The sequence below is a fragment of the Micromonospora sp. NPDC051006 genome, assembly GCF_044456245.1.
Classification (GTDB): domain Bacteria; phylum Actinomycetota; class Actinomycetes; order Mycobacteriales; family Micromonosporaceae; genus Micromonospora.
Window position 1 is genome coordinate 1 of sequence record NZ_JBITFP010000027.1, and the last position, 22,958, is coordinate 22,958.

Consider the following 22,958-nt stretch of genomic DNA (forward strand, 5'->3'; position numbering starts at 1 on the left):
GTACGGTCCCGCCCGATCACCACCGCGATCTGCGGAAACGACAACCCCTGCCCGAACAACACCTCAATCTGCGCCCGCTCCCCGGACGACAACCGTCTCCCCGGCATGAACCAACATCCTCACGAAGATCCATCCCGTTGCAACAACCACTTGAGCCCAAGCCCACCGGATACCCCCATGTCGGCGAACTGGCGTTGATCACCCACCCGAGGCAGGCCAGGCCCGGGCCGGCCGGGCCCGCGTCGGCCAGGCCCGCGTCGGCCAGGCCCGGCCGGTCCGGCCGCCGGGATCGGCCACGCTCGGATCGGCCAGCTCGGAGCCAGTCAGGACCGGGTTGGTCAGGGCCAGGTTGGTCAGGGCGGGGTTGGTCAGGGCAGCCAGTCGGGCAGGGGTTCCCGGGCGGCCAGCCAGTCGGTCGGGACACCACCCGGTGTGCCGACGCCGGCGTACGCGGCCACCACCGCGCCCACGATGGCGGCGGTGGTGTCCACGTCCCCGCCCGCCTCGACGCACGCCCGGATCGCGGCCGGATAGTCGTCCAGGTGGGTGGCGGCCACCCAGAGGGTGAAGCCCACGGTGTCCTGCGCGGTCACCCCCGAGCCGTTGCCGAGCGTCGCCACCGCCTGGGACAGCGGCCGGCCGAGCAGGTCGGCGGCGCGGCGTACCCGGCGGTGCACCTCGGTGCCCGGGTTCAGGGTGGCGCCGACCCCGGCGAGCAGCCGGTCGGCGGCGGGGCGGCTGCCGTCCAGCCGACCCCGGGCGGCCAGGGCGGCCGCCACCGCCACGGCCACCGCGCCGGCGATCCCCTCCGGGTGCGCGTGGGTCACCTCGGCCGCGGCGCTGGCCTGGGCCGCGGCCCGGGCGGTCGAGTCGGCGAAGTACGCGCCGAGCGGACCGACCCGCATCGCCGCGCCGTTGCCGCAGGAGCCCTGCCCGTCGAACGCCGAGGCGGCGGCGATCGGCCAGGGCGTGCCGGTGCGGATCAGCCGCAGGATGGTCACCGCGCCCGGCCCGTACCCCCGGTAGGGCTCGGCGCGCTCGGCGAAGGCGAGGGCCAGTCGGTCCCGGTCGACCCGGCCGGACTCGGCCAGCTCCGCCACCACCGAGCACGCCATCTCGGTGTCGTCGGTCCACTCCCAGGGCGGCGGCGGGAGCCGGCCGGCGGCCAGGTCGGCCGGGTGCCGGCCGGGGACGAAGAACTGTGAGCCGAGCGCGTCGCCGACGGAGAGACCGGCGAGGCTGTCCCGGGCGAGCGCCAGGCGCGCGTCGTCGAAGAGCGTGAAGGACATCGTTGTACCAGCTTGCCGGGTTCCGAGGTGCGCCGCAACGCGATCAACTTGCCAGGCCAAGTACCGTCTTGGGGTGGCCACCGTCCTCCTGGTCGAAGACGATCACGTCGTACGCGGCGCGATGTTGCGTTCCCTCGCCGATCGGGGGCATGCGGTGCACGCCGTCGGCACGGCGCTGGACGCGCTGCGCCGGGTCGCCGCCGAGACGCCCGACCTGGTCGTACTCGACCTGGGCCTGCCCGACCTGGACGGCTCGGACGCGCTGCGGATGCTGCGCGGCATCACCGACGTGCCGATCATCATCGCCACCGCCCGCGACGACGAGCAGTCGGTGGTGAAGCTGCTGCGCGCGGGTGCCGACGACTACATGGTCAAGCCGTTCACCGGCGCCCACCTGGACGCTCGGATCACCACCGTGCTGCGCCGGGCCGGCCGGGCCAGCCGAATCGTCCAGCCCGCCGTGCACGTCGTCGGCGGTCTCCGGGTCGACGTCGGTGAGCGCAGCGCCCAGCTCGACGGTGAGCCGCTGGCGCTGACCCGCAAGGAATTCGACCTGCTGGCGTATCTCGCCGCACGTCCCGGGCGGGTAGTGTCCCGCCGGGAGCTCTTGGAGGAGGTATGGCGGCAGCCATCGGTCGGCGAGGATCAGACCATCGACGTTCACCTTTACTGGCTGCGCCGCAAAATGGGCGAGTCCGCGGCGAAGCCGCGCTACCTGCGCACCGTGCGGGGGGTCGGCTTTCGCCTGGTGGCGCCGGACTGAGGACGACGCTGGCCCTCGTCACGGCCGGCATGTGCGCCCTCGCGGCGCTCGCCTTCCTCGTTCCGCTCGGCTTCGGTCTCGGCGACCGGGCCCGGGAGGAGGCCATCGCCGACGCCGCCCGGCGCAGCGCCCTGGTCACCGGGGCGCTGGCGGTCAGCACCGACGCGGCGGTGATCGAGCGCGCGGTGGCGGCCACCGGCGGCGACCAGGCCACCCGTCCGGTGGTGCACGGTCTCGACGTGGACGCCTCCGCCGGCCGGGCCGACCCGGCGCAGCTCGACGAGGCTCGCGCGCAGCGGCGCTCGGTGGTGGTGGAGGTGGCCGGCGGTCTCGTCCGGCTCGACCCGGTGGTGCTCGGTGACCGGGTCGCGGTGGTCGAGGTGTTCGTGCCCGACGACGCGCTGGGCGGCGAGGGTCGCTGGCTGCTGCTCCTCGGGGTCGCCGCCGTCCTGGTGGGCGCGGCCGTCGTGGTGGTGGACCGGGTCGCCACCCGCACGGTGGACGCCACCCGAGGGCTGGTCGAGGCCGCGCTCGCGGTCGGTGACGGTGACCTGGGGGCCCGCGTCGAGCCGAACGGCCCGCGCGAGCTGGCCGAGGCCGGGCTGGCGTTCAACCGGATGGCCGAGCGGTTGGTCGCGGCCCACACCGACGAGCGTGAGCTGGTCGCCGACCTGTCGCATCGACTGCGTACCCCGCTGACGGTGCTGCGGCTGGACGCCGAGGCGCTGGAGTCCGACGACACCAGCGTGGGCACGTTCAGCGAGGCCGAGTTGGACCGCCGGCGCGGGATCCGGCGGATCCGGCAGGCCATCGTGACGCTCGAGGGCGAGATCGACGTACTGATCAAGACCACTCGCAAGGCGGTCGCCCACGAGACCGGGCCGGCGATGTGCGACGTCAGCGAGGTGGTCCGGGACCGGATGGTGTTCTGGGCGGCCCTCGCCGGCGACCAGAACCGGCCGCACCGGGTGATCGGGGCGCAGCTGCGCACCCCGGCGCCGGTGCCGCGGGCCGAGCTGGCCGCCGCGCTGGACGCGGTGATCGGCAACGTCTTCCGCTACACCCCGCAGGGCACCGCGTTCGAGGTGGCGGTCTCCCGGCGGGACGGCTACGTGGCGATCCGCGTCGACGACGCCGGCCCCGGCATCGCCAATCCGGATCGGGCGCTGCGCCGGGGCGCCAGCGACCAGGGCTCCACCGGCCTCGGCCTGGACATCGCCAAGCGGGTCTCGTTGCAGGCCAACGGCTCGGTGAGCATCGACCGGGCCCGGCTGGGCGGGGCCAGCGTGGTGATGCTGCTCGCCGATCCGGAGGCGACCCCCCGGCAGGTCAACCGGTTCGGGCTGGTCGGCCGGATGGCGCGGGAGGCCCGCGAGCAGAAGTCCGCCGGTCGCCGCTGGCCCCGGCAGCGGCCCGACCAGCCCTGATCCGGCACCGGCCACGGCCCGCGGTCCGGCACCGGCTGCGGCCCGGGTTGTGGGCTGGCGCAAGTCTTCCTTAGATCCGGGTTAACGACGGCGCGGACCGGGCCGCCGGCTGACAGGATTCCGGTACGAACCCATCAGTTCCACCGGCCAGCGCCTCGCGCACCCACCGGTCGGTGGAGCCGCGCGCGCGGCGGGAGACAGGTCCCCCCACACCAGCTCCCGCCGCGCGCCCTCCTCGTCGCCGTTCCGCCCCTGCGCCGCCACCCGCTGCGCCCGACTCACCGACCCGCTGGCCGCGGGTCGCCGCCGGCGAGCGGTCAGCGCCCGGCCGTGGCCAGGTACGCGTCGATCTCGGCGGTGATCCGCTGCTTGCCGGCCGGGTCCAGGAACGAGGCCGTGACGGCGTCGCGGGCCAGCGCGGCGATCCCCTCCGGTCCGACCCGCAGCAGCTGGGCCGCCACCGCGTACTCGTCGTTGAGGGTGGTGCCGAACATCGGCGGGTCGTCGGAGTTGATGGTGACCAGCACCCCGGCGTCGACCAGCCGGGGCAGCGGGTGCGCGTCGAGGCCGGTCACGGCCCGGGTGCGTACGTTGGAGGTGGGGCAGACCTCCAGGGCGATGCGCCGCTCGGCGAGGTAGGTCAGCAGCTCCGGGTCGTCGGCGGCGGAGATGCCGTGCCCGATCCGCTCCGCGCCGAGCTCGCGCAGCGCGTCCCAGACAGTCTGCGGGCCGGTGGTCTCGCCGGCGTGCGGCACCGACCGCAGCCCGGCCGCCCGGGCCTGGTCGAAGTACGGCTTGAACTGCGGCCGGGGCACCCCGATCTCCGGCCCGCCCAGGCCGAAGCTGATCAGCCCGTCCGGGCGCTCCTCCAGCGCGATGCGCAGGGTCTCCTCGGCCGCCGGCAGCCCCGCCTCGCCCGGGATGTCGAAGCACCACCGCAGCTCGATGCCGAAGTCGGCCTCGGCCCGCTTGCGGGCGTCCTCGATCGCCTCGCAGAACGCCGGCGCGGGGATGCCCCGGTGCACGTGCGAGTACGGGGTGATGGTCAGCTCTGCATAGCGGACCTGCTGGCGGGCCAGTTCACGAGCCACCTCGTGGGTGAGGATCCAGACGTCCTCCTGATCGCGGATCAGATCGACGACGCTGAGGTAGACCTCGATGAAGTGGGCGAAGTCGCGGAACGCGAAGTAGTCGGCCAGCGCCGCCGGATCCGCCGGCACCGGGCTGCGCCCCTCGTGGCGGGCGGCCAGTTCGGCGACGATCCGGGGTGAGGCGGAGCCCACGTGGTGCACGTGCAGCTCCACCTTGGGCAGTCCGGCGATGAAGGTGGACAGATCGGTCACAGGTTCTCCTCGGCACGGGCGCCGGTGCGGGCGACGACGAAGACTCGGCGGAACGGGAAGTACACCTGGCCCTGGCGCGTCGGGTACGCCTCGGCGAGGCGTACCTCGAGCTCGGCCCGGAAGTCGGCCCACCGCGCGGCGTCCAGCGCGGCGCGGACGGGGCGCAGCGCGGTGCCCTCCATCCAGGCGAGCACGGGGTGCGCGGCGTCGGCGCCGGCGGGGAGCAGGTGCACGTAGGTAGTCTCCCAGGCGTCCACCGCGCAGCCGGCACCGGTCAGCAGCGCGGCGTAGTCGGCCGGGTCGTCGACCGGGGCCGCACGCAGCAGCGGAAGCAGCTCGGCCCGCCAGGCCGGCCGACCGGCGACCTCGCGCAGCGCCCGGTGCGAGGGCGCGTCGAAGTTGCCCGGCACCTGCGCCGCCAGCCAGGCCCCGGCGGGCAACTCCCGCGCCCAGCGGCCCAGCAGCTCCTGGTGACCGGGGATCCACTGGAGGACCGCGTTGCTCATCACCACGTCGGTGTCGGGCCCGGACCGCCAGTCACGCACGTCCCCGACGGCGAACTCGACCGGTGCGCCCAGCTCGCGGGCCTTCTCGATCATCTCGGGTGAGGAGTCCAGCCCGAGCACCCGGCTGCCCGGCCAGCGGGTCGCCAGGGTCGCGGTGAGCTGGCCGGGACCGCAGCCGAGGTCGACCACCGTCCGCGGCCGGTCGGCCGGGATCCGGGCGAGGAGGTCATGGAACGGCCGGGACCGCTCGTCGCCGTAGCGCAGGTACGTCGCTGGATCCCACATGGCCGCCTCCCAAACCGTACGTCCGTCTTGTTAACCGTACGGCCCGGTGGTCGGCCGGGCAAGGCGATCACTAGGCTCAGTGCATGGAGCAGCGCACCTTCGACCGGCTCGGCCGGACCGTCGGCGTCGTCGGCCTCGGCGCCTGGCAGCTCGGCGCCGACTGGGGCACGGTGAGTGAGGACGACGCGATGGCGATCCTCGCCTCCGCCGTCGACGCCGGGGTCACCTTCCTGGACACCGCCGACGTCTACGGCGACGGTCGCAGCGAACGGCTCATCGGTCGCTTCCTGCGCACCCGGCCGGACGCCGCGCTCACCGTGGCCACCAAGATGGGCCGCCGGGTCGAGCAGCGGCCGGAGGCGTACACCCTGGCGCACTTCCGGGAGTGGACCGACCGGTCCCGGCGCAACCTCGGGGTGGACACCCTGGACCTGGTCCAGCTGCACTGCCCACCCACCGCCGTGTTCGCCGACGACGTGGTCTTCGACGCCCTGGACACGCTCGTGGCCGAGAAGGCGATCGCCGGCTACGGAGTGAGCGTCGAGACCTGCGACCAGGCGCTCACCGCGATCGCCCGGCCCGGGGTGGCGAGCGTCCAGATCATCCTCAACGCGCTGCGGCACAAGCCGCTGGAGCAGGTGCTGCCGGCGGCCGCCGCGGCCGGCGTCGGCATCATCGCCCGGGTGCCGCTGGCCAGCGGCCTGCTCTCCGGCCGGTACGACGAGCACACCACTTTCCCGGCGGACGACCACCGCAGCTACAACCGGCACGGCGCGGCGTTCGACGTGGGCGAGACGTTCTCCGGGGTCGACTTCGACCTGGGGCTGGCCGCGGTGCGGCGGCTGACGCCGCTGGTCGGCGCGGACCGCACCATGGCGCAGTTCGCGCTGCGGTGGGTGCTGGACCAGCCCGGGGTCACGGTGGTCATCCCGGGCGCCCGCGACGCCGGGCAGGCCCGGCGCAACGTGGCCGCGGCCGAGTTGCCGCCGCTCACCGAGGAGCAGCTGACCGGCGTCCGCGAGGTCTACGACGAGCTGATCCGTCCCCGGGTGCACGACCGGTGGTGACCCGCCCACCGCGGGTGCTCGCCGCGGGCGCGCCGGCCGGGGATGCTGGAGGCCCGGGGTGCGGGGAGAGGGGGACGCGATGAGGGGTTGGTTCCCGCTCACGCTCGGCGTGCTGGCGGTGGTGATCGGTGCAGTCTGGACGGTCCAGGGTCTCGGCTTCGTCAGCGGCAGCGTGATGACCGGCGAGCGGATCTGGGTGGTGATCGGGCCGGTGGTGGCGCTGGCCGGGTTGGTGGTGCTCTGGCTCGGCCTGCGGGCCCGGCGCCGGTCCTGACCGCCACCGGCCTGGCGCCGGGGAAACGGTGTGGGTCAACGGGAAAACCCCGCATCCCGGGGGCGGGATGCGGGGTTCCACTGTCGATCCGAATGTGGATCGGCCCGTTGGCCGGCGGGGGCCGGCCGATAGTGCTCAGATGGGGCGGACCTGCTCAGCCTGCGGGCCCTTCTGACCCTGAGCGATCTCGAACTCCACCCGCTGGTTCTCCTCCAGCGTGCGGTAGCCGCTGGTCTGGATGGCCGAGAAGTGGACGAACACGTCAGCACCCCCGCCGTCGACGGTGATGAAGCCGAAGCCCTTGTCAGCGTTGAACCACTTCACGGTTCCCTGCGCCATGTGTATCTCCTTCTAAAACTGGCGGCCTTGCACGCCGTGCGGCCGATTGGCCGTTTTCGAGCAGCGGCGCCTGAGGCGGCCCCCACGAAGGAGACTTCTCTCAACCCACGCCATCTCGCAACAGCCGAGACAGCAAATCACGTACGCAAAAACTCTGCACGACCTAACCGACGAATTTCTCCGACATGTGACCTGACGGATGTCTGAGACCCGCTGGGTGGCGCTGCACGGCACGCGAAAGGCCCCCTCCCCGGCTGCCCGGAGAGGGGGCCCCACTCGATGTCCGGTCAGTCCGGCCAGCGCCCGGTGAGCCGGCGGACGCCCACCGCGCCGCCCCGGTCCACCGCCGCCCGGACGACCGCGAAGATGGCGCCCTGCAACGCCGCGGCGGCGAGGATCTCGCCCCAACGGCGGTCCTCGTCGGTGGCGCTGGGCGCGTCGCCGTCGCCCGCGGTCATCTTCCAGACCTGGCGGAAGATCGCGCCGGCTACCGTGCCGGCCGCGATGCCCAGCAGCACGCCGACCGGCCGGTACGCGGCCCTGCCGATGGCCTTGCTCACCTGCGCCTCCCTTGGATGATCAACAGCACGATCATGGTGGCCACCGCGCCGGCCGCGACCGCGGCCCACGGCACCGGGCTGTCCCGGAGGCTGCCACCCTTCTCGTGCGCCTGGGCGCGGGCCACCTGGGCCTTCTCGTGCGCCTGGGTGCGGGCCGCCTGGGCCTTCTGCGCCGCCTGCCCGCGTACCCGGGCCACGGTCCCCGCGGCCTGTTCCCGCATTCGCTGCTTCGCGTGGTCGGCGGACTCCCGCAGCCGGGCCTTGACGTCGGCCTTCGCGGCCAGCGCCTCCATCGTCTCGCCCAGCTCCACCCGGGTCCGCCGGATCTCCTCGCGGAGTGCCTCGGTGTCGCCCCGCCCGTTGCCTGTCATGACCGTCCCCTGTCCTTCACCGCGGCGGCGACCGTGTCCACGTCTGCCCGCAGGCTGCGGACCGTCGCCGCCGGTACCGGCGGGACCGCCCGGCGGACCTGCAGCGCACCGACCAGGGCCATGATGCCGGCGACGAGGAAGAGGCCGGCCGCGACGATCAGCGCGGCGGCCCAGCCCGGCAGCACCAGATCCAGCAGCAGCCCCACGGTGATGCAGAGCGCGCCCAGGCCGTAGAACGCCAGGGCACCGCCGCTGCCAAGGAGGCCGAGGCCGATGCCGGCGTGCTTGCCCTTCTGGGTCAACTCCGCCTTGGCCAGCGCCAGCTCGTCCCGCACCAGCCGGGAGACCTGCTCGGTCGCCCGCTGCACCAGCTCGGCGGTGGAGGGCTCGCTCCCGTTGCGGGATGTGCGGGCGTTCGCCACGTCAGCCATGCTGTCCTCCTTTCGTCGTCACCGCGCTGTATGCCCGGAGTCGCCGCTCGCCAATCCTGTGCGTGGACCGCCGGATTCGGAGCTAGACGTCCGGCAGCACGTCCCCCGTCACCGCGCGGTCAAACCTCCCGGATCGGGCGACTCCCCGCGGGGCGGCTCAGTCCCCCCGTCACGGAAAACGCCGTCACCCGTCGGCAGGAAACGTGGACGCCCCCGGCCGTCGGGCCGGGGGCGTCGGAGACGGTCGGGTCAGCGGCGGGACTCGGCGGGCTCGTCCGGGCCGACGAAGGCCTCGCTGCGGGCGTCCCCGTCGTCGCTGCCGCCGAAGAGCCGGGCGTCGTCGGGCACGTCACCGTCGGCCAGCCGCCGAGCCGGGCGGCGCGGCTGCACCCACTGCCACGGCAGCTGGCTGCCGGCGTCGCCGACCTCGGTGCGGATCCGGGGCATCGCCATCGGACGCTGGTCGCGCACCCAGGCGACCAGGTGCTCGCGGACCAGGCAGCGCAGGTCCCAGAGGCTGCCGGCGTCGGCGGCGCTCACCAGCGCCCGGACCCGGATCGTGCCACCGGTCGCGTCGGTCACCTGCAGGACGCAGACCCGGCCGTCCCAGAGCTCGGTGCTCTCGACCAGGCGGCGCAGCTCCTCGCGCATCGCCTGCACCGGGATCGCCCAGTCGACGTCGAACTCGGCGGTGCCGAGCACCGCCGCCTCGGTCCGGGTCCAGTTCTGGAACGGCTTGCTGGTGAAGTACGAGGTGGGCAGGATCAGCCGGCGGTCGTCCCAGATCTGCACCACCACGTAGCTGAGGGTCAGCTCCTCGATCCGTCCCCACTCCCCCTCGACGACTACCACGTCGTCGAGCCGTACCGCGTCGCTGAAGGCCAGCTGGAGCCCGGCGAAGACGTTGCCGAGCAGGCTCTGCGCGGCCAGCGCGGCGACCACACCGACCACACCGGCGCTGGTCAGCACGCCGGCGCCGATGCCTCGCACGCTGGGGAAGGTCATCAGCATCACGCCGACCGCCAGGATCACGATCACCGCGATGGTCAGCCGGCGCAGCATCACCACCTGGGTACGCACCCGGCGGGCGTGCCGGTTGTCGGGCACGTCGACCCGGAAGCGGGCCAACGCGGTGTCCTCGACCACCACCAGCAGCGCGGCGACCAGCCAGGCGGCGCTGGCGATGACGGCGAGCACCAGCAGGTGCAGCAGCGTCCGCCGCCACGAGGTGCCGACCGCGTAACCGGTGCTGAACCGGACGGCGAACTGGACCGCCAGCACGGTGGCGGCCGCCTGGAACGGGCGGTGGGCGTGGTCGGTCAGCTCGGTCATCAGCCGGGACCGGCGGCCGAAGCGCCGGATCATCCGGTGTACCACCGCCACCACGAGAAGGGCGATCGCCGCCGCGGCGAGCGCGACGACGATCGTCCCGAGGTAACTCTGCACAGACTCTCTCCCTCCGGGCCGGGCGCGAGGGGGCCTCGGGCAAAACCCCTATCGTGCCCGGCGTCACCGGTATCGACCAGTTCAGACCTTGCGGTAGCGGGACTGGAGGAAGCAGAAGACGCCGAACGCGGCGATGCCGAGGGCGACCAGGGTCAGCAGCAGACTGCCGTAGGACTGCTCGCGCAGCGTGCGCAGCGCAGCGTCCAGGCCGCGGGCCTTCTCCGGGTCGTAGGTCACCGCGGCCACGACGACCAGCACCCCGGCGATGGCGTACGCGATGCCCTTGGCCACGTAGCCGGCGATGCCCAGCCGGCGCGCGGTCTTACGGGTCCGCGGGCTCATCTCGCCGGTCTTCAGGTGCTTCTCGAAGCGCTTGACCAGGCCGTAGATCACCAGACCGACCCCGATCCCGGCGAGCACCAGCCCGGCGAGCCCGACCAGCCAGCGACCGCCGGAGGAGTGCATCGCCTGCCCGGTGAGCGCCTCCTGCTTGTCCGCGGAGTTCGAACCGGCGTCCGAGAAGACCTTGTAGGCCGTCCAGGCGAAGTAGAGGTAGACCAGGGTGCGGCCGGCCGAGGCGAGCCGCTCCCACACGCGCTCCTTGCCGCGCTCCGCACGGTGCCCGACCGCGGCCTCCAGGGCCTGCCAGATCGCCATCGCGAGCAGGCCGACGGCGGTCGCGATGACCAGGAACTTGCCCAGCGGCTGCTCGGCGAGCGTACGCAGGGCGCCGGACTGGTCGCCGTCGGCGGCGGACTTTCCGAACGCGATCTGCAGTGCCAGCCAGGCGAACAGAAGGTGCACGATGCCGTAGCCGATGAATCCGGCCCGGGCGAGGAGTTCCAGCCACCTGCTGTTCGCCGTACGGGAGGCGGTGGCTTCGGCGTTCCGGGTGAGAGACATGCCGCCCTCAATCTCCGATTGCGAAGATTCCCAAACGTCGGCCACCGCCGCCCGCGGCGCTGTCAGCTGCCGGAATTCTGCGAAACGCGGATCTTGACCTCCTGGTCGCTGACGCTGTCCAGGGTGACCGCCAGGCCCGCGACCTCGGCGGCCTGCTGGCCCGTGATCAGGGTGACCTGCTCGCCGGCGACCTCGACGGTCACCTGGTCGTCCTGCGCGCCGACCAGCTTGGCCTCGACGCCGAGGATGTTGGCGCTCGCCTCGACGCCACGCTGGAAGGTGACCGTGCAGGAGCCGGCGAGACTGCAGTCGGTGGAGGCGCCCTCTGAGCTGCAGCCGGCCAGCACGGCGACGCCGAGCGCCAGGCCGGCCAACAGGCCGGCGGCGCGGCGGGTGGGGGTCAGCGGGGAGTTGCCGAGTCGATTCGTCACCCGGCCAAGGGTACGAGACGCCCGCGAACGGGCCGGGCGGCGACGGCGGATAGGGTCGGCGACATGCCGTTCGACATCACCCGGGTCCGGGCCGGTTACCCCGCCCTGGCCGAGGGCTTCGTCCACCTCGACGGTGCCGGTGGCACCCAGACCGCCGGCTCGGTGATCGACGCCGTCAGCGCGGCGATGCGCGCCGCGACCGGCAACCGCAGCACCGCCTTCCGCCCCGGCCAGCGATCGCTGGAGCTGGTGGCCGGGGCGCGGTCGGCGGTGGCCGACCTGGTCGGCGGCGACCCGGCCGGGGTGGTACTCGGGCCGAGCGCGACCGCGCTGCTCTACACCCTGGCCCGCACCCTCGGCGCGGGCTGGCGCCCCGGCGACGAGGTGGTCCTCTCCCGGCTCGACCACGACGCGAACGTACGGCCCTGGGTGCAGGCCGCCGAGGCCGCCGGGGCGACCGTGCGGTGGGCGGAGTTCGACCGGGCCACCGGCGAGCTGCCCGCCGACCAGTACGCCGACCTGGTCACCGAGCGGACCCGGCTGGTCGCGGTGACCGCCGGCTGCAACGCCATCGGCACCGTCCCGGACGTGCCGGCGATCGCCAAGACCGCGCACGCGGTCGGCGCGCTGGTCGTCGCGGACGGCGTGCACGCGGTGCCGCACGCGCCGACCGACCTCGCGACGCTCGGCGCGGACGTGCTGGTCACCAGCGCCTACAAGTGGTCCGGGCCGCACCTGGCCGCGATGGTGGCCGACCCGGCCTTCTGGGCGGCGCTGCGCCCGGCGAAGCTGATCCCCTCCTCCGACGCGGTGCCGGAGCGCTTCGAGTACGGCACGCCGAGCTTTCCGCTGCTCGCCGGGGTGGCCGCCGCGGTGGACCACCTGGCCGGGCTGGATCCGGCGGCGACCGGAGACCGGCGGGCCCGGGTCCGGGCCGGGCTGACCGCCGCGCAGGCCTACGAGGAGGCGCTGCTGGACCGGCTCCTCGCCGGGCTCGCCGCGCGGCCCGCGGTCACCGTCTACGGCTCGCCGGCCCGGCGCTGGCCCACCGTCTCGTTCCGGCTCGCCGGGATGTCCCCGGCGCAGACCCAGGCGGCGCTCGGCGCCGTCGGCGTCTGCCTCTCGGCCGGCGACTACTACGCCTACGAGTACTTCACCGCGATGGGGCTGCGGGACAGCGGCGGCGCGGTGCGGGCCAGCATCTACCACTACAACACGGCCGACGAGGTCGACCGGTTGCTCGGCGAACTGGACCGGCTGGCCGGCGGGGCGGGGACAATGGCCGGGTGAGCACCCTGGTCGAGGACAACCCCGCCAAGCACCGGTTCGAGATCCTGGTCGACGACGCGCTGGCCGGGTTCACCGCGTACGAGCCGCGGGGCGAGCTGCTGGTCTTCACCCACACCGAGGTGGATCCCCGGTTCCAGAACATGGGCGTCGGGGCGGCGCTGGTCCGCCAGACCCTCGATCAGGTGCGTGAGCGCGGCGGCAAGGTCGTCCCGGTGTGCCGGTTCATGGCCGCCTTCATCGACCGGCACCCCGAGTACGCGACCATGGTGGCCGTCCAACCCTGACCGCTGAGCACGTTGCCGGCGGCCGGGACGGCCGCCTCAGCCGGCGCCGACGAGCAGCTCGGCGGTCGCTCGCGCGCTGGCCCGGGTGGCCCCGTGGGTCGCCACGTGCACCGCGCCGGTCACCAGCTCGGGCACGCCCAGCTCGACCACCACCGCGTCCGGTCGGGCGGCCAGCGCCCGGCCGACCGCGTCGCGCATCCAGTCGTGCCGGTGCAGGTCGCGGACCACCAGCACCACCGGCCGCGCGCCCGCCCCGACGATCGGGTCGGCCGGCACGTCCGCTTCGGCGTAGCGGTGGGTGACGGTGTCGGGGAGCAGCTCGGTGAGCGGCGCGCCGATCCCCCACGGCGTCTCGGCCCCGATCGCGATGTTGCGCGGCGGCTCGAACTCCACCACGTAGGCCGGGGTGGTCAGCGGGATCCGCCGGGCGGCGGCCGGCGTCGCGGTGATCCGCAGGGCGCGGCGGGCGGCGACCAGTCCCACGTGCGAGCCGTCGGCCCGGTGGCCGGCCCGACCGGGCAGCTCGGCGCGGGCGGCGACGCTCCAGGCGGCGAGCTGCCCGACCCGCTTGGCCGCCTCGGCGAGCCGCTCCTCCGGCAGTTCGCCGGCGATCACCGCGGCGACGATGGCGTCCCGCAGCTCCTGAGCGGCGGCCTCGTCGGCCCGCTCGCCACCGATGCAGATCGCGTCCGCACCGGCCGCGAGGGCCCGGACCGTGGCGCCGGCGAAGCCGTACCGGTCGGCGACCGCCCGCATCTCCACCGCGTCGGTGACCACCACGCCGCAGAAGCCGAGTTCGTCGCGGAGCAGCCCGCCGAGGATGCGCGAACTCAACGTGGCCGGCAGCTCCGGATCCAGCGCCGGGACCAGCAGATGGCCGGTCATCACCGCCTGCACCCCGGCCCCCACCGCGGCCCGGAACGGGGCCAGCTCCGTGCCGTCCAGTCGGTCCCGGCCGCCGGTGATCAGCGGCAGGTCATGGTGTGAGTCCACCCGGGTGTCGCCGTGGCCGGGGAAGTGCTTGGCGCAGGCCGCCACCCCGCCGGTCTGCAGCCCGCGCACCCAGGCGGCCGTGTGCCGGGCGACCAGCTCCGGGTCCGCGCCGAAGGAGCGGACCCCGATCACCGGGTTGGCCGGGTTGGAGTTCACGTCGGCGTCCGGGGCGTAGTTCAGGGTGATGCCGAGGCCGGCCAGGTCGGCGCCGAGATCCCGGGCGACCGCTTCAGTCAGCTCCGGGTCGTCCACCGCGCCGAGGGCGAAGTTGCCCGGCCGTGAGCTGCCCCGGCCGGATTCGATCCGGGTGACGTCGCCGGCCTCCTCGTCGATCGCGACGATGACGTCGGGGCGCTCCGCGCGCAGCGCCGCGGTGAGCGCGGCGACCTGCTCCGGGTCGACCACGTTGCGGGCGAAGAGCACCACCGACCCGAGCCCTTCGCCGAGCCACCGGCAGACCCAGGGCGGTGGCGTGACGCCGACGAATCCGGGTTGCAGGACGGCGGCCGCGAGCGCGGCCAGGTTGCCCGCCGGAAGGCTCATGCTGACGCCTCCCGCCGGTCGGCGTTCGCGGGCGCTCCTGCGCCCCGCCCGACCGTCCGCTGCATGCGCTCGCTCATGCGGCCCCGTACCCCCACTCTTCCGCGCCTGGCGGTCCGCCCGGGCGGGCGGTGCTGCCATGGTCACACTGCGGGTTCGAATAGTCAATAAACCTTACAGTTGCCGGCCGGGGCCTCCGGTGGGCAAAGTGCGGGGATGGAACCGACGCTGCTGGCCGACGCGACCAGCCCGGCCGACATCCCCGGCGTACGCCTGCTCGGGCTGGTGGTGGGCGGCCTGTTGCTGCTGGCCGCGATCCGCGCGATGTTCCGGCGGCGCTGAGCCGGGGTACCGCCTTCCTCGTTGACCGGGTAGACGGTGCGAGGGGGGGCACGATGAAGATCGGTTACTTCCTGTCCAGTGAGGAGTACGGGCCGGCCGAGCTGCTGGAGCAGGCCCGCGGCGCCGAACGGGCCGGCTTTCAGGCACTGTGGATCTCCGACCACTACCACCCCTGGGTCGACGCCCAGGGGCAGAGCCCGTTCGTCTGGTCGATGATCGGCGCGCTCAGCCAGGTCTGCCGGCTCCCGGTGACGACCGCGGTCACCTGCCCGACCGTCCGGATCCACCCGGCGGTCATCGCCCAGGCGGCGGCCACCAGCGCGGTGCTGCACTCCGGTCGGTTCGTCCTCGGCGTCGGCACCGGCGAGGCGCTCAACGAGCACATCTTCGGCGACGCCTGGCCGCAGACCGACGTCCGGCTGGAAATGCTGGAGGAGGCGATCGGCGTGCTGCGTGAGCTGTGGGCCGGCGGCTTCGTCAACCACCACGGCAAGCACTACACGGTCGAGCAGGCCCGGATCTACACCCTGCCGGACACCCCGCCGCCGATCTACGTCTCCGGCTTCGGCCCGAAGGCCGTCGACTTCGCCGCCCGACTCGGCGACGGCTACGTCAGCACCATCCCGGACGCCGAGCTGGTCCAGCGCTTCCGCGACGGCGGGGGCGGCGACAAGCCGTGCCAGGCCGGCTTCAAGGCGGCGTACGCCGACAGCGAGGAGGAGGGGATGCGGATCGCGTACGAGCGGTGGCCGAACTCGGGGGTGCCCGGTGAGCTGTCCCAGGTGCTCCCCTCACCGCGCCACTTCGAGCAGGCGGCGCAGCTGGTCAAGCCCGAGATGATGAAGGAGACCTTCGTCTGCGGCAACAGCGTCGACGCCCACCTGGAGATGATCGACCAGTACGCCAAGGCCGGCTTCGACGAGATCTACGTGGCCAACACCGGGCCCAACCACCAGGGCCTGTTCGACCTCTACCAGCGGGAGATCCTGCCCCGCTTCCGGTGACCCGGCACCGCGACGGCGGCACCCTGCACGACCACACGGGACTGACGCCTGGACGTGATCGCCAGCGTGGAATCGCCAGGCGGCTCGGCCTACGGTGACGTGACCGCGCCGAGGGTCTCGCGCCAGGTACGGGGTGACACGTCGTTGCCCCACAGCACCGCGCGACCCTCGCCGGCGGCGATCGTCGCCATGGTGCGTACGAATGACAGGCTCGTCTCGCGCCATTCGCCGGCCGTGAACCCACCGCGCTTCGCATGGTCGCTCATCGCGGCGAGAGTCGGCTCGTAGCGGGGCAGGTCCAGACGGTCGAGGCGTACGGCCAGCTCGGCGGTCTCGGGGAGGTCCAGCCATCCGTGGGTGCCCTCCGTCACACCGAACTGGTAACCCAGCGCCGCACCGCGGGTTGCCAGCGCGGTGAGCAGGCTCCGCAGCGGGTCTTCGGCCGCAACCCCCTGACTGTCGAGCACCGGCAGGTAGAAGTCCGGAGTGACGGAGCGGCCGAGGAACTGCGCGGGCCCGAGGCAGTGCAGCGCCACGAGCGCCTCGTGGAGTGCGTTCAACTCCTCGACGGCATGCGGCTCGCCGTCCAGATGTAACCGACACCACTCGCCCTCCGGGCACCCGGCAGGCGGGCAGCTGAGTTGGTGCCCGAGGGAGCGCTGGGGCCGTTGCTCGCCGACGTAGCGCAGGTCGGAACCCAGCCAGGTGCGGTGTCGGGCGAGATCCACGGGCCGCTCATGCAGCTGCGCGGCCAACCGCGGCCAGGTCACGTCGTAGCCGTACTCACCGATCGGTGTCGCGGACTCGAACACGTCGCCGAGCCACGGCACAACCGTGCCGGTACGCAGCAGCTCGGTCAGCGCCGGCACCACCTTGTCGCGGTAGCGCTCGTAGTCGAACAGGAAGATCTCGGCATCGGCGCCCACAGTTCCCACCCTCCACGGCGTTGGTTGCCACCGCTAGATCACCAGCCCGCCTGATTCTGGGGAGCTAGGTCAACAGCCGAATGTGCGGCGCCTCCTGGCTCTGGATGAGGGGCGCGGAGCAGTGTTCACAGGAACTCGAGACCGGTCGAATCACGTTCGTCTGGAGGTCGAGCTGGCCCGACTTGTTCTGCTCCGGGCAGTAATAGCCGAGGTGGTGCCGGACCCACGGTCTCCGGGTGAGAGCGGTGGCAGGCTCATCCCGCTTCGCATCGTGGAAGGGCGCCCACCAGTAATCGACCACGGCTCGAAGGCTGGTTCGGCGGTCTTCCTGCGTATGGTCGAACGCGGCGATTCGCCCGGCGGTGTAGTGCTCTTCGGTCTGGTCGTCGCCGGAGCAGACGGCCCGTTCCGCCCCCGTGACGAAGACGGTGGTGCGGCCGCTGCGCTGGCAGATGAAGCAGTCCAGACTCAGTTCCAGTGAGTCGCACCAATGGACGTTGTGGAAGGGCGACTCCGGCAGGACGACGACCGTGTTGATCTCTACGGATCGGAGCATTGCCGGAGTTTGACACAGGTTCGGGCGACAGTTCTGGTGAGGCCGCGAGGTTTGCGCCTCGGGAATAGGGTCGCTCGACATGACGGGGATTCCTTGGTGGCACCGGGCTCGACTGTGGCGGTGGGGTGCGGCCGCAGTGGCGGCCGTCGGGCTGGCGGTGTGGCTCTATCCCCCGGCCCACTTCTGGGGGCCTCGGCCCTACCGGCACCCGGACGGAATCTTCGGGGTGACGCGGGGTGACTTCGAGGACGACATCCTGCCGCACTATCAGCTGAGCCTCCCGTGCGACGTCGACGGTCTCCGCTACGCCAACGTCGAGGACATGACCGGGCCGATGGGCGAGCTCTACCTGCACTTCACCGCGTCGCCGGAGTGTCTGGACCGCATCCTGGGCGGATTCGGCGCCGCGCCGGCGCAGCCCGCCGTCATGGCTCCGACGGACGCCGCCTTCCCGTTCCCCGCCTCGTCCGTGCCGGGCACCTTCGGATGGCGCTTCGACGCGGATTCCTACCTGGTGTTCCAAAGGGCGGGCAACCCGGTGACCGCCGACGTGGTCGCGAACGAGGAGGATGAGGATCTCGGCGTGTATCTGCGTGCCCGCTACGGCTACTGAACTCGCGGCCCACGTGCCTGGCACCACGATCGAGATCAAGCTGGAGCGGAGCGGCGACGGTCTCGCCGGGCCATCGCAGCCCGCCCGCCGAGCGGATCGGGCAGGGCCGCCACGGTCGTCGCGTGCCGGGCGGGAGCGAGGAGCTCCTCCTTGTCCGTGAAAGTGGTGTGGAGCACCCCTGCTGTCAACGCGGAAGGACGTGTTTCGGCGCTGATCAGCTCGGGTACCTCCGGCCCTCGATGAAGCTGTCCACGCACTCGATGACGTTGCGCCGCGCGGCGCGAAGCCTCTTCGGCTGGAACGCGCTGCGGCCCAACCAGTTGGCCGCCATGCGCGCGGTCATGAAGCGCCGCGACGCCCTGGTGGTGCTGCCCACCGGCGCCGGCAAGTCGGCGATCTACCAGATCCCGGCCAGCCTGATCCCCGGTCCGACCGTGGTGATCTCGCCGCTGCTCGCCCTCCAGCAGGACCAGATCGCGGCGCTCAACGAGCGGCAGCGCCCGGAGCTGCGGGCGGTGCGGATCAGCTCCGACGAGACCCCGAACCAGCAGGCCGAGGCGATCGAGGAGATCCGGGCCGGCCGGGCCGAGTTCCTCTTCATCACCCCGGAGCAGCTCAGCAACCCGGACCGGATGGCCGAGGTCCGATCGCTGAAGCCGGCCCTGGTGGCGATCGACGAGGCGCACTGCATCTCGGCGTGGGGGCACGACTTCCGCCCCGACTACCTGGCGCTCGGCCATCTGATCGAGGGGATCGGCCGGCCGCCGGTGGTGGCGCTGACCGCCACCGCCTCACCGCCGGTCCGCGACGACATCATCGCCCGGCTACGGCTGCGCGACCCCGAGGTGGTGGTCTCCGGGCTGGACCGGCCCAACCTCTTCCTCGAGGTCGCCTACTGCCCCACCGAGGACTACCGGTGGCGGCGGCTCATCGCCCTGCTCCGCGACGACACCCGACCCGGCATCATCTACGTGCCCACCCGGCGCGCCGCCGAGGAGCTGGGCGCGAAGCTCACCGATGCCGGCTACCCGTCCCAGTACTACCACGGCGGGATGCCGGCCGGGGCGCGCGGCGAACTGCACGAGGCGTTCCTCGCCGACCAGGTGCCGATCATGGTGGCCACCTCGGCGTTCGGCATGGGCATCGACAAGCCGAACATCGCCTGGGTGGTCCACATGGCGCTGCCCGACTCGCCGGACAGCTACTTCCAGGAGATCGGCCGCGCCGGCCGCAACGGCGATCCGGCCCGACTGCTGCTGCTCTGGCAGGCCGAGGACGTGGGCCTGCAACGGTTCTTCACCGGCGGACTGCCCGACGCGGGCGAGCTGCGCGACCTGGCCGCGCTGCTGCGCAAAAAGCCGGGCAACAAGAAGGAGCTGCGCGAGCTGACCGGGCTCGGCCCGCGCAAGCTCGGCCAGTACCTGTCGCTGCTGGAGCACGTCGGCGCCGCCGAGCCCCGCTCGAAGGGACGCATCGGCGCCCCCCGCTACTCCCCCGCTCCGGTGGACGCCGCGGCGGCGGCGCTCGCCGAGGCGGAGCGGCAGCAGAGCGTGACCCGGTCCCGGACCGACATGATGCGCGCCTTCGCCGAGACCACGGGCTGCCGGATGCAGGCCCTGCTGGCGTACTTCGGCGAGCAGATGACCGAGGTCTGCGGGCACTGCGACAACTGCCACGCCGGCACCAGCACCGCCGGCAACGGCGCGGTCGGGCCGTTCCCGGTGCACAGCCAGGTGCGCCACCCCGAGTGGGGCGCCGGGCTGGTGCTCAACTACGAGGAGGACCGGATGACGGTTCTCTTCGACGAGGTGGGGTACAAGACGCTGTCCGTGCGCGTGGTGTCCGAACAGGGCCTGCTGACGCTGGACTAGCCTGAGCCGGGCGCCGCGCCGCTGCCGGCGCGCGCCGAGGGACGTACCGCAACAGACAGCTGGAAGGGGCGTTGCCGTGATCGAACAGCCGGCGTACACGGGGTTCGGTTTCTCCGACGGGGAGTGGGGGCTGCTGGTCGGCCTACCGCAGTCGGTGCTGACCGCGGCGAGCGCGGCCGAGTCCGACGGCGCCCGGCGCACCATGGCCGAGAACGCGGCCGGCCTGGAGACCATCGCCGCGGGCCGAGAGTCGGCGAGCCCGCTGGTCGCCGCGGTGGCCGGCGAGATCGTGACCCGGGTGGGCGACCCGGAGGCGGGCGAGGAGCTGCCGGCCATCTCCCCCGCCGACCCGAAGGCGATGATCGACGACGTGCTCGGCCGGGCCGGCGAGGCCGCCGCGCTGCTGGCCGCCCGGGTCGACGAGGGCGAGGCGGGTGCGTACAAGCACTGGCTGGTGGAGATCGCCGAGCAGGTGGTCGGCGCGGCCTCCACCGGCGGCATCCTCGGCCTCGGCGGCGACGTGGTCAGCGACTCCGAGCGCCGGTTCCGCGACCGCCTCTCCCACGTCCTCAACGACTGACCCCCGCCCCATCGCGGTCGATCATGCAGTTGTGGTGGGCGATGTCTTCGCCTTCGCCCCTTTCGCGAGGCACCACAACTGCATGATCGACCGCGGCGTGCGGTCAGCGCGTGGGGGCTGGGGTCGGTTCGGGGGTGGGGGTCGGGGCTTCGGTGCGGACGGTTACTCCCCGTAGCGTCGCCACGGTCAGGGCGGCGGCGAGCAGCATCAGCGCGCCGGCGACGGCGGCGGCCAGGTGCAGACCGTCGGTGAACGCGGCCGTTGCCGCGTGCCGCACCACGGCAGCCGCGTCGGCGGGCAGGTTCCCGGCGACCGCGAGCGCCCCGCCCAGGGTCTCCTTGGCCGCGCCCACCGCGTCGGCCGGCAGGCCACCCGGCAGCCCGTCGACCACCTCCCGCCGGTAGACGGCGTTGCCGACGCTGCCCAGCACCGCCATGCCCAACGCGCCGCCCAGCTCGCTGCCCGACTCGGTCAGCGCCGAGGCGACCCCGGCCCGCTCCGGCGGCGCCGCGCCGAGCACCAGCTCGGTGACCAGCGACATCACCATCACCAGGCCCGCGGCGTAGACGCTGGCGCCGAGCAGCAGGGTGACCAGGCCGTCGTCGACCGGCACCCGGGTCAGCAGCACGAAGCCGCCGGCCGCGATGACGAAGCCCGCCCCGATCAGGTACGCCCGGTCGATCCGCCGGGCCAGCGCCGCGGCGACCGGCGCGACCCCACCGACCACGAGGGACGGCAGCAGGCTCCACAGTGCCGCGCGCAGCGGGCTGAAGCCGAGCACCGACTGCAGGTGCTGGGTGGTGAAGATGGCGAAGCCGACCATGGCGAACATGGCGACCAGGTTGACCGCGAGCGCCCCGCCGACCGCCCGGCGGCGGACCAGCGCGAGGTCGACCATCGGATGCGTGAGCCGGCGCTGCCGGCGCAGGAAGACCACGCCGACCAGCAGCCCGGCGACGATGGCCAGCGCCGGGCCGGCCGCCCAGCCGGCGCGAGCGGACTCCTTGACGCCGTAGATGATCGGCAGCAGCGCGCCGAGCGAGAGCACCGAGCTGAGCACGTCGAACCGGCCGGCGGCCGGATCCCGGAACTCCGGCACCAGCGCCGGGGCGAGCAGGAGCAGCATCAGCATCGCCGGCAGGTTGATCAGGAAGATCGAGCCCCACCAGAAGTGTTCGAGCAGGATTCCGCTGAGCACGGGCCCGAGGGCGATGCCGCCGGTGAGCGTGGCGGTCCAGATGGCGATGGCGGTGCCGCGCTGCTTCTCGTCGTGGAACAGGTTGCGGACCAGCGCGAGGGTGGCCGGCATCAGGGTGGCGCCACCGACGCCGAGCAGCGCGCGGGCGGCGATCAGCGTGCCGGCGCTGTCGGCGTACGCGGCGAGCAGCGACGCCGCACCGAAGGCCAGCGCGCCGCAGAGCAGCAGCCGGCGGCGCCCGATCCGGTCGCCCAGCGAGCCCATGGTGATCAGCAGCCCGGCGAGGACGAAGCCGTAGATGTCGAAGATCCAGAGCTGCTCGGTGCCGGTCGGGCGCAGCTCGGCGCTGATGAACGGGACCGCGAAGTAGAGCACCGAGACGTCCATGGAGACCAGGAGCAGGGGCAGCATCAGCACGCTGAACCCGATCCACTCCCGGCGTCCCGCGCGCGGGGTCGAAGTCATGAGGGGCACTCCTTCTGCGTATGGCGTACGCTTAATTGCGTAGACCATACGCAGAACTAGGATGTGTCGGCAAGGAGGAATCGTGGAGCCGACGATTGACGAGACCGACCCGCCGCTGCCGCCGGTCATCGAGGCCGCCTGGGGGCTGCGCGAGCGCGCGCCCAAGGGGCCGCGACCGGGGCTGACGCTGGCCGGGATCGTGGCCGCCGCCGTCGCCGTGGCCGACGCCGAAGGGCTCGGTGCCGTCTCGATGAGCCGGGTCGCCAAGGAGCTGGGCGCCGGGACCATGGCCCTCTACCGGTACGTCGGCGCCAAGGAGGAGCTGCTCACCCTGATGGTGGACGCCGCGTACGGCGAGCCGCCCGGCCCGGGCGGCACCGGGCCCGACTGGCGGGCCGGGCTGGCCCGATGGTCCTGGGCCGAACGCGCGGCGCTGCAACGGCATCCGTGGGTGGTCCGGGTCCCGATCAGCGGCCCACCGCTCACCCCGCACACACTCGGCTGGCTGGAGGACGGGCTGCGCTGTCTCGACGGCACCGGGCTGACCGGCGCCGAGAAGATGTCGGTGATGCTGCTGCTCACCGGCTACGTACGCAACGAGGCGCTGCTCATGGCGCAGGTGCAGGAGGCGAGCGCCGCGTCGGGCCGGCGGATGGACGAGACCATGGCGGAGTACTCGCGACTGGTCGCCCGGGTGGCCGACCCGGGCCGATTCCCGGCGCTGCACGCGGTGATCGCCGCCGGCGTGCTGGAACGGGACGACGACCCCGACGACGAGTTCGTCTTCGGTCTCGACCGGTTGCTGGACGGCATCGAGGCGCTGGTGACGAGCCGCGCCGCGGGCTGAGGCCGCGGGCCGGG

The 22,958-nt window shown here is 73.2% G+C and carries 27 protein-coding genes; 12 read left to right on the forward strand and 15 right to left on the reverse strand.

Annotated elements, in window-relative coordinates:
• Positions 1-107: helix-turn-helix domain-containing protein (locus ACIBBA_RS28885; RefSeq protein ID WP_396701490.1), on the reverse strand; the 107-nt coding region annotated here is incomplete at its 3' end.
• Between the two features lie 261 nt (positions 108-368).
• Positions 369-1,289 carry an ADP-ribosylglycohydrolase family protein gene (locus tag ACIBBA_RS28890; protein ID WP_396701338.1) on the reverse strand — a complete coding sequence of 307 codons (921 nt, stop codon included), beginning with the start codon at positions 1,287-1,289 and terminating at the stop codon, positions 369-371.
• 73 nt (positions 1,290-1,362) lie between these two features.
• On the opposite strand from ACIBBA_RS28890, the gene ACIBBA_RS28895 reads away from it, so the two are divergent.
• Both ACIBBA_RS28895 and ACIBBA_RS28900 read left to right on the forward strand, forming a co-directional pair.
• Entirely contained in the window at positions 1,363-2,052 is a 690-nt protein-coding gene (locus ACIBBA_RS28895; protein ID WP_396701340.1) for a response regulator transcription factor, read from the forward strand.
• A 29-nt stretch (positions 2,053-2,081) separates the two neighbouring features.
• Positions 2,082-3,479, forward strand: coding sequence for an ATP-binding protein (locus ACIBBA_RS28900; protein ID WP_396701342.1), 1,398 nt, complete (start codon positions 2,082-2,084; stop codon positions 3,477-3,479).
• 317 nt (positions 3,480-3,796) lie between these two features.
• Here the strand turns inward: ACIBBA_RS28900 and ACIBBA_RS28905 are convergent, their stop codons facing one another.
• Together ACIBBA_RS28905 and ACIBBA_RS28910 are read right to left on the reverse strand one after the other, a co-directional pair.
• On the reverse strand, positions 3,797-4,822 hold the full coding sequence (locus ACIBBA_RS28905) for an adenosine deaminase (protein ID WP_350873005.1): 1,026 nt from the start codon (positions 4,820-4,822) through the stop codon (positions 3,797-3,799).
• On the reverse strand, positions 4,819-5,613 hold the full coding sequence (locus ACIBBA_RS28910; protein ID WP_396701345.1) for a trans-aconitate 2-methyltransferase: 795 nt from the start codon (positions 5,611-5,613) through the stop codon (positions 4,819-4,821). The genes ACIBBA_RS28905 and ACIBBA_RS28910 overlap by 4 nt, the downstream gene beginning before the upstream one ends.
• 83 nt (positions 5,614-5,696) lie before the next feature.
• Between ACIBBA_RS28910 and ACIBBA_RS28915 the strand changes: the two genes are divergently transcribed.
• Positions 5,697-6,680 (forward strand): aldo/keto reductase, encoded by a 984-nt coding sequence (locus tag ACIBBA_RS28915; protein ID WP_396701347.1) that lies wholly within the window; start codon positions 5,697-5,699, stop codon positions 6,678-6,680.
• A gap of 79 nt (positions 6,681-6,759) precedes the next feature.
• A complete protein-coding gene (locus tag ACIBBA_RS28920) occupies positions 6,760-6,954 on the forward strand; it encodes a hypothetical protein (RefSeq protein WP_350873008.1) in 195 nt (64 codons plus the stop codon).
• 135 nt (positions 6,955-7,089) lie between these two features.
• On the opposite strand, the gene ACIBBA_RS28925 is transcribed toward ACIBBA_RS28920, so the two are convergent.
• The 7 genes from ACIBBA_RS28925 to ACIBBA_RS28955 form a co-directional block, all read right to left on the reverse strand.
• Positions 7,090-7,293 (reverse strand): cold-shock protein, encoded by a 204-nt coding sequence (locus ACIBBA_RS28925; protein WP_007075740.1) that lies wholly within the window; start codon positions 7,291-7,293, stop codon positions 7,090-7,092.
• Between the two features lie 287 nt (positions 7,294-7,580).
• Positions 7,581-7,853, reverse strand: coding sequence for a DUF4235 domain-containing protein (locus ACIBBA_RS28930; protein WP_396701351.1), 273 nt, complete (start codon positions 7,851-7,853; stop codon positions 7,581-7,583).
• Positions 7,850-8,224, reverse strand: coding sequence for a DUF3618 domain-containing protein (locus ACIBBA_RS28935; RefSeq protein WP_396701353.1), 375 nt, complete (start codon positions 8,222-8,224; stop codon positions 7,850-7,852). The genes ACIBBA_RS28930 and ACIBBA_RS28935 overlap by 4 nt, the downstream gene beginning before the upstream one ends.
• Positions 8,221-8,655, reverse strand: a complete 435-nt coding sequence (locus ACIBBA_RS28940) for a phage holin family protein (protein WP_396701355.1) — start codon at positions 8,653-8,655, stop codon at positions 8,221-8,223. The genes ACIBBA_RS28935 and ACIBBA_RS28940 overlap by 4 nt, the downstream gene beginning before the upstream one ends.
• Positions 8,656-8,904: 249 nt before the next feature.
• Positions 8,905-10,101: a mechanosensitive ion channel family protein gene (locus tag ACIBBA_RS28945; RefSeq protein ID WP_396701357.1), complete on the reverse strand. Its 1,197-nt coding sequence runs from the start codon at positions 10,099-10,101 to the stop codon at positions 8,905-8,907.
• Between the two features lie 81 nt (positions 10,102-10,182).
• Positions 10,183-11,004: a DUF1206 domain-containing protein gene (locus ACIBBA_RS28950; RefSeq protein ID WP_396701359.1), complete on the reverse strand. Its 822-nt coding sequence runs from the start codon at positions 11,002-11,004 to the stop codon at positions 10,183-10,185.
• A 62-nt stretch (positions 11,005-11,066) separates the two neighbouring features.
• Entirely contained in the window at positions 11,067-11,435 is a 369-nt protein-coding gene (locus ACIBBA_RS28955; protein ID WP_396701361.1) for a hypothetical protein, read from the reverse strand.
• Positions 11,436-11,498: 63 nt separating this feature from the next.
• Here ACIBBA_RS28955 and ACIBBA_RS28960 point away from each other — a divergent pair, with 63 nt between their 5' ends.
• Together ACIBBA_RS28960 and ACIBBA_RS28965 are read left to right on the forward strand one after the other, a co-directional pair.
• Positions 11,499-12,725 (forward strand): cysteine desulfurase-like protein, encoded by a 1,227-nt coding sequence (locus ACIBBA_RS28960; protein ID WP_396701363.1) that lies wholly within the window; start codon positions 11,499-11,501, stop codon positions 12,723-12,725.
• A complete protein-coding gene (locus ACIBBA_RS28965; RefSeq protein ID WP_396701365.1) occupies positions 12,722-13,009 on the forward strand; it encodes a GNAT family N-acetyltransferase in 288 nt (95 codons plus the stop codon). Before ACIBBA_RS28960 ends, ACIBBA_RS28965 begins: the two co-directional genes overlap by 4 nt.
• Positions 13,010-13,045: 36 nt before the next feature.
• Here the strand turns inward: ACIBBA_RS28965 and ACIBBA_RS28970 are convergent, their stop codons facing one another.
• Positions 13,046-14,545: a glycoside hydrolase family 3 protein gene (locus ACIBBA_RS28970; RefSeq protein ID WP_396701367.1), complete on the reverse strand. Its 1,500-nt coding sequence runs from the start codon at positions 14,543-14,545 to the stop codon at positions 13,046-13,048.
• Between the two features lie 213 nt (positions 14,546-14,758).
• On the opposite strand from ACIBBA_RS28970, the gene ACIBBA_RS28975 reads away from it, so the two are divergent.
• Both ACIBBA_RS28975 and ACIBBA_RS28980 read left to right on the forward strand, forming a co-directional pair.
• Positions 14,759-14,884: a hypothetical protein gene (locus tag ACIBBA_RS28975; RefSeq protein ID WP_357057883.1), complete on the forward strand. Its 126-nt coding sequence runs from the start codon at positions 14,759-14,761 to the stop codon at positions 14,882-14,884.
• A 53-nt stretch (positions 14,885-14,937) separates the two neighbouring features.
• Positions 14,938-15,888: a TIGR03557 family F420-dependent LLM class oxidoreductase gene (locus ACIBBA_RS28980; protein ID WP_396701369.1), complete on the forward strand. Its 951-nt coding sequence runs from the start codon at positions 14,938-14,940 to the stop codon at positions 15,886-15,888.
• An 89-nt stretch (positions 15,889-15,977) separates the two neighbouring features.
• On the opposite strand, the gene ACIBBA_RS28985 is transcribed toward ACIBBA_RS28980, so the two are convergent.
• Together ACIBBA_RS28985 and ACIBBA_RS28990 are read right to left on the reverse strand one after the other, a co-directional pair.
• The gene (locus tag ACIBBA_RS28985; protein WP_396701371.1) at positions 15,978-16,814 is read right to left on the reverse strand and encodes a hypothetical protein; all 837 of its coding nucleotides are present in this window, start codon (positions 16,812-16,814) and stop codon (positions 15,978-15,980) included.
• Between the two features lie 64 nt (positions 16,815-16,878).
• Positions 16,879-17,370: a hypothetical protein gene (locus tag ACIBBA_RS28990; RefSeq protein ID WP_396701373.1), complete on the reverse strand. Its 492-nt coding sequence runs from the start codon at positions 17,368-17,370 to the stop codon at positions 16,879-16,881.
• 79 nt (positions 17,371-17,449) lie between these two features.
• On the opposite strand from ACIBBA_RS28990, the gene ACIBBA_RS28995 reads away from it, so the two are divergent.
• The 3 genes from ACIBBA_RS28995 to ACIBBA_RS29005 all read left to right on the forward strand — a co-directional run bounded on the left by ACIBBA_RS28995 (position 17,450) and on the right by ACIBBA_RS29005 (position 20,434).
• Positions 17,450-17,983 (forward strand): hypothetical protein, encoded by a 534-nt coding sequence (locus tag ACIBBA_RS28995; protein WP_396701375.1) that lies wholly within the window; start codon positions 17,450-17,452, stop codon positions 17,981-17,983.
• 239 nt (positions 17,984-18,222) lie between these two features.
• Positions 18,223-19,854 (forward strand): RecQ family ATP-dependent DNA helicase, encoded by a 1,632-nt coding sequence (locus ACIBBA_RS29000; protein ID WP_396701377.1) that lies wholly within the window; start codon positions 18,223-18,225, stop codon positions 19,852-19,854.
• Positions 19,855-19,930: 76 nt separating this feature from the next.
• Positions 19,931-20,434, forward strand: a complete 504-nt coding sequence (locus ACIBBA_RS29005) for a hypothetical protein (RefSeq protein WP_350873025.1) — start codon at positions 19,931-19,933, stop codon at positions 20,432-20,434.
• A gap of 103 nt (positions 20,435-20,537) precedes the next feature.
• Here the strand turns inward: ACIBBA_RS29005 and ACIBBA_RS29010 are convergent, their stop codons facing one another.
• Complete coding sequence (locus tag ACIBBA_RS29010; RefSeq protein ID WP_396701379.1) at positions 20,538-22,097, reverse strand: MFS transporter; 1,560 nt, start codon at positions 22,095-22,097, stop codon at positions 20,538-20,540.
• A gap of 82 nt (positions 22,098-22,179) precedes the next feature.
• On the opposite strand from ACIBBA_RS29010, the gene ACIBBA_RS29015 reads away from it, so the two are divergent.
• A complete protein-coding gene (locus tag ACIBBA_RS29015; protein WP_396701381.1) occupies positions 22,180-22,944 on the forward strand; it encodes a TetR/AcrR family transcriptional regulator in 765 nt (254 codons plus the stop codon).
• Positions 22,945-22,958 lie beyond the last annotated feature (14 nt).

Excerpts from the sequence above, each read along its gene's own strand:
- ACIBBA_RS28920 (WP_350873008.1), top strand. The coding sequence starts at position 6,760 with ATGAGGGGTTGGTTCCCGCTCACGCTCGGCGTGCTGGCGGTGGTGATC.
- ACIBBA_RS28990 (WP_396701373.1), bottom strand. The coding sequence starts at position 17,370 with ATGCTCCGATCCGTAGAGATCAACACGGTCGTCGTCCTGCCGGAGTCG.
- ACIBBA_RS28960 (WP_396701363.1), top strand. The coding sequence starts at position 11,499 with ATGCCGTTCGACATCACCCGGGTCCGGGCCGGTTACCCCGCCCTGGCC.
- ACIBBA_RS28900 (WP_396701342.1), top strand. The coding sequence starts at position 2,082 with ATGTGCGCCCTCGCGGCGCTCGCCTTCCTCGTTCCGCTCGGCTTCGGT.
- ACIBBA_RS28975 (WP_357057883.1), top strand. The coding sequence starts at position 14,759 with ATGGAACCGACGCTGCTGGCCGACGCGACCAGCCCGGCCGACATCCCC.
- ACIBBA_RS29000 (WP_396701377.1), top strand. The coding sequence starts at position 18,223 with ATGAAGCTGTCCACGCACTCGATGACGTTGCGCCGCGCGGCGCGAAGC.
- ACIBBA_RS28980 (WP_396701369.1), top strand. The coding sequence starts at position 14,938 with ATGAAGATCGGTTACTTCCTGTCCAGTGAGGAGTACGGGCCGGCCGAG.
- ACIBBA_RS29010 (WP_396701379.1), bottom strand. The coding sequence starts at position 22,097 with ATGACTTCGACCCCGCGCGCGGGACGCCGGGAGTGGATCGGGTTCAGC.
- ACIBBA_RS28925 (WP_007075740.1), bottom strand. The coding sequence starts at position 7,293 with ATGGCGCAGGGAACCGTGAAGTGGTTCAACGCTGACAAGGGCTTCGGC.
- ACIBBA_RS28910 (WP_396701345.1), bottom strand. The coding sequence starts at position 5,613 with ATGTGGGATCCAGCGACGTACCTGCGCTACGGCGACGAGCGGTCCCGG.
- ACIBBA_RS28970 (WP_396701367.1), bottom strand. The coding sequence starts at position 14,545 with ATGAGCCTTCCGGCGGGCAACCTGGCCGCGCTCGCGGCCGCCGTCCTG.
- ACIBBA_RS28950 (WP_396701359.1), bottom strand. The coding sequence starts at position 11,004 with ATGTCTCTCACCCGGAACGCCGAAGCCACCGCCTCCCGTACGGCGAAC.
- ACIBBA_RS28890 (WP_396701338.1), bottom strand. The coding sequence starts at position 1,289 with ATGTCCTTCACGCTCTTCGACGACGCGCGCCTGGCGCTCGCCCGGGAC.
- ACIBBA_RS28995 (WP_396701375.1), top strand. The coding sequence starts at position 17,450 with ATGACGGGGATTCCTTGGTGGCACCGGGCTCGACTGTGGCGGTGGGGT.
- ACIBBA_RS28915 (WP_396701347.1), top strand. The coding sequence starts at position 5,697 with ATGGAGCAGCGCACCTTCGACCGGCTCGGCCGGACCGTCGGCGTCGTC.
- ACIBBA_RS28935 (WP_396701353.1), bottom strand. The coding sequence starts at position 8,224 with ATGACAGGCAACGGGCGGGGCGACACCGAGGCACTCCGCGAGGAGATC.
- ACIBBA_RS28940 (WP_396701355.1), bottom strand. The coding sequence starts at position 8,655 with ATGGCTGACGTGGCGAACGCCCGCACATCCCGCAACGGGAGCGAGCCC.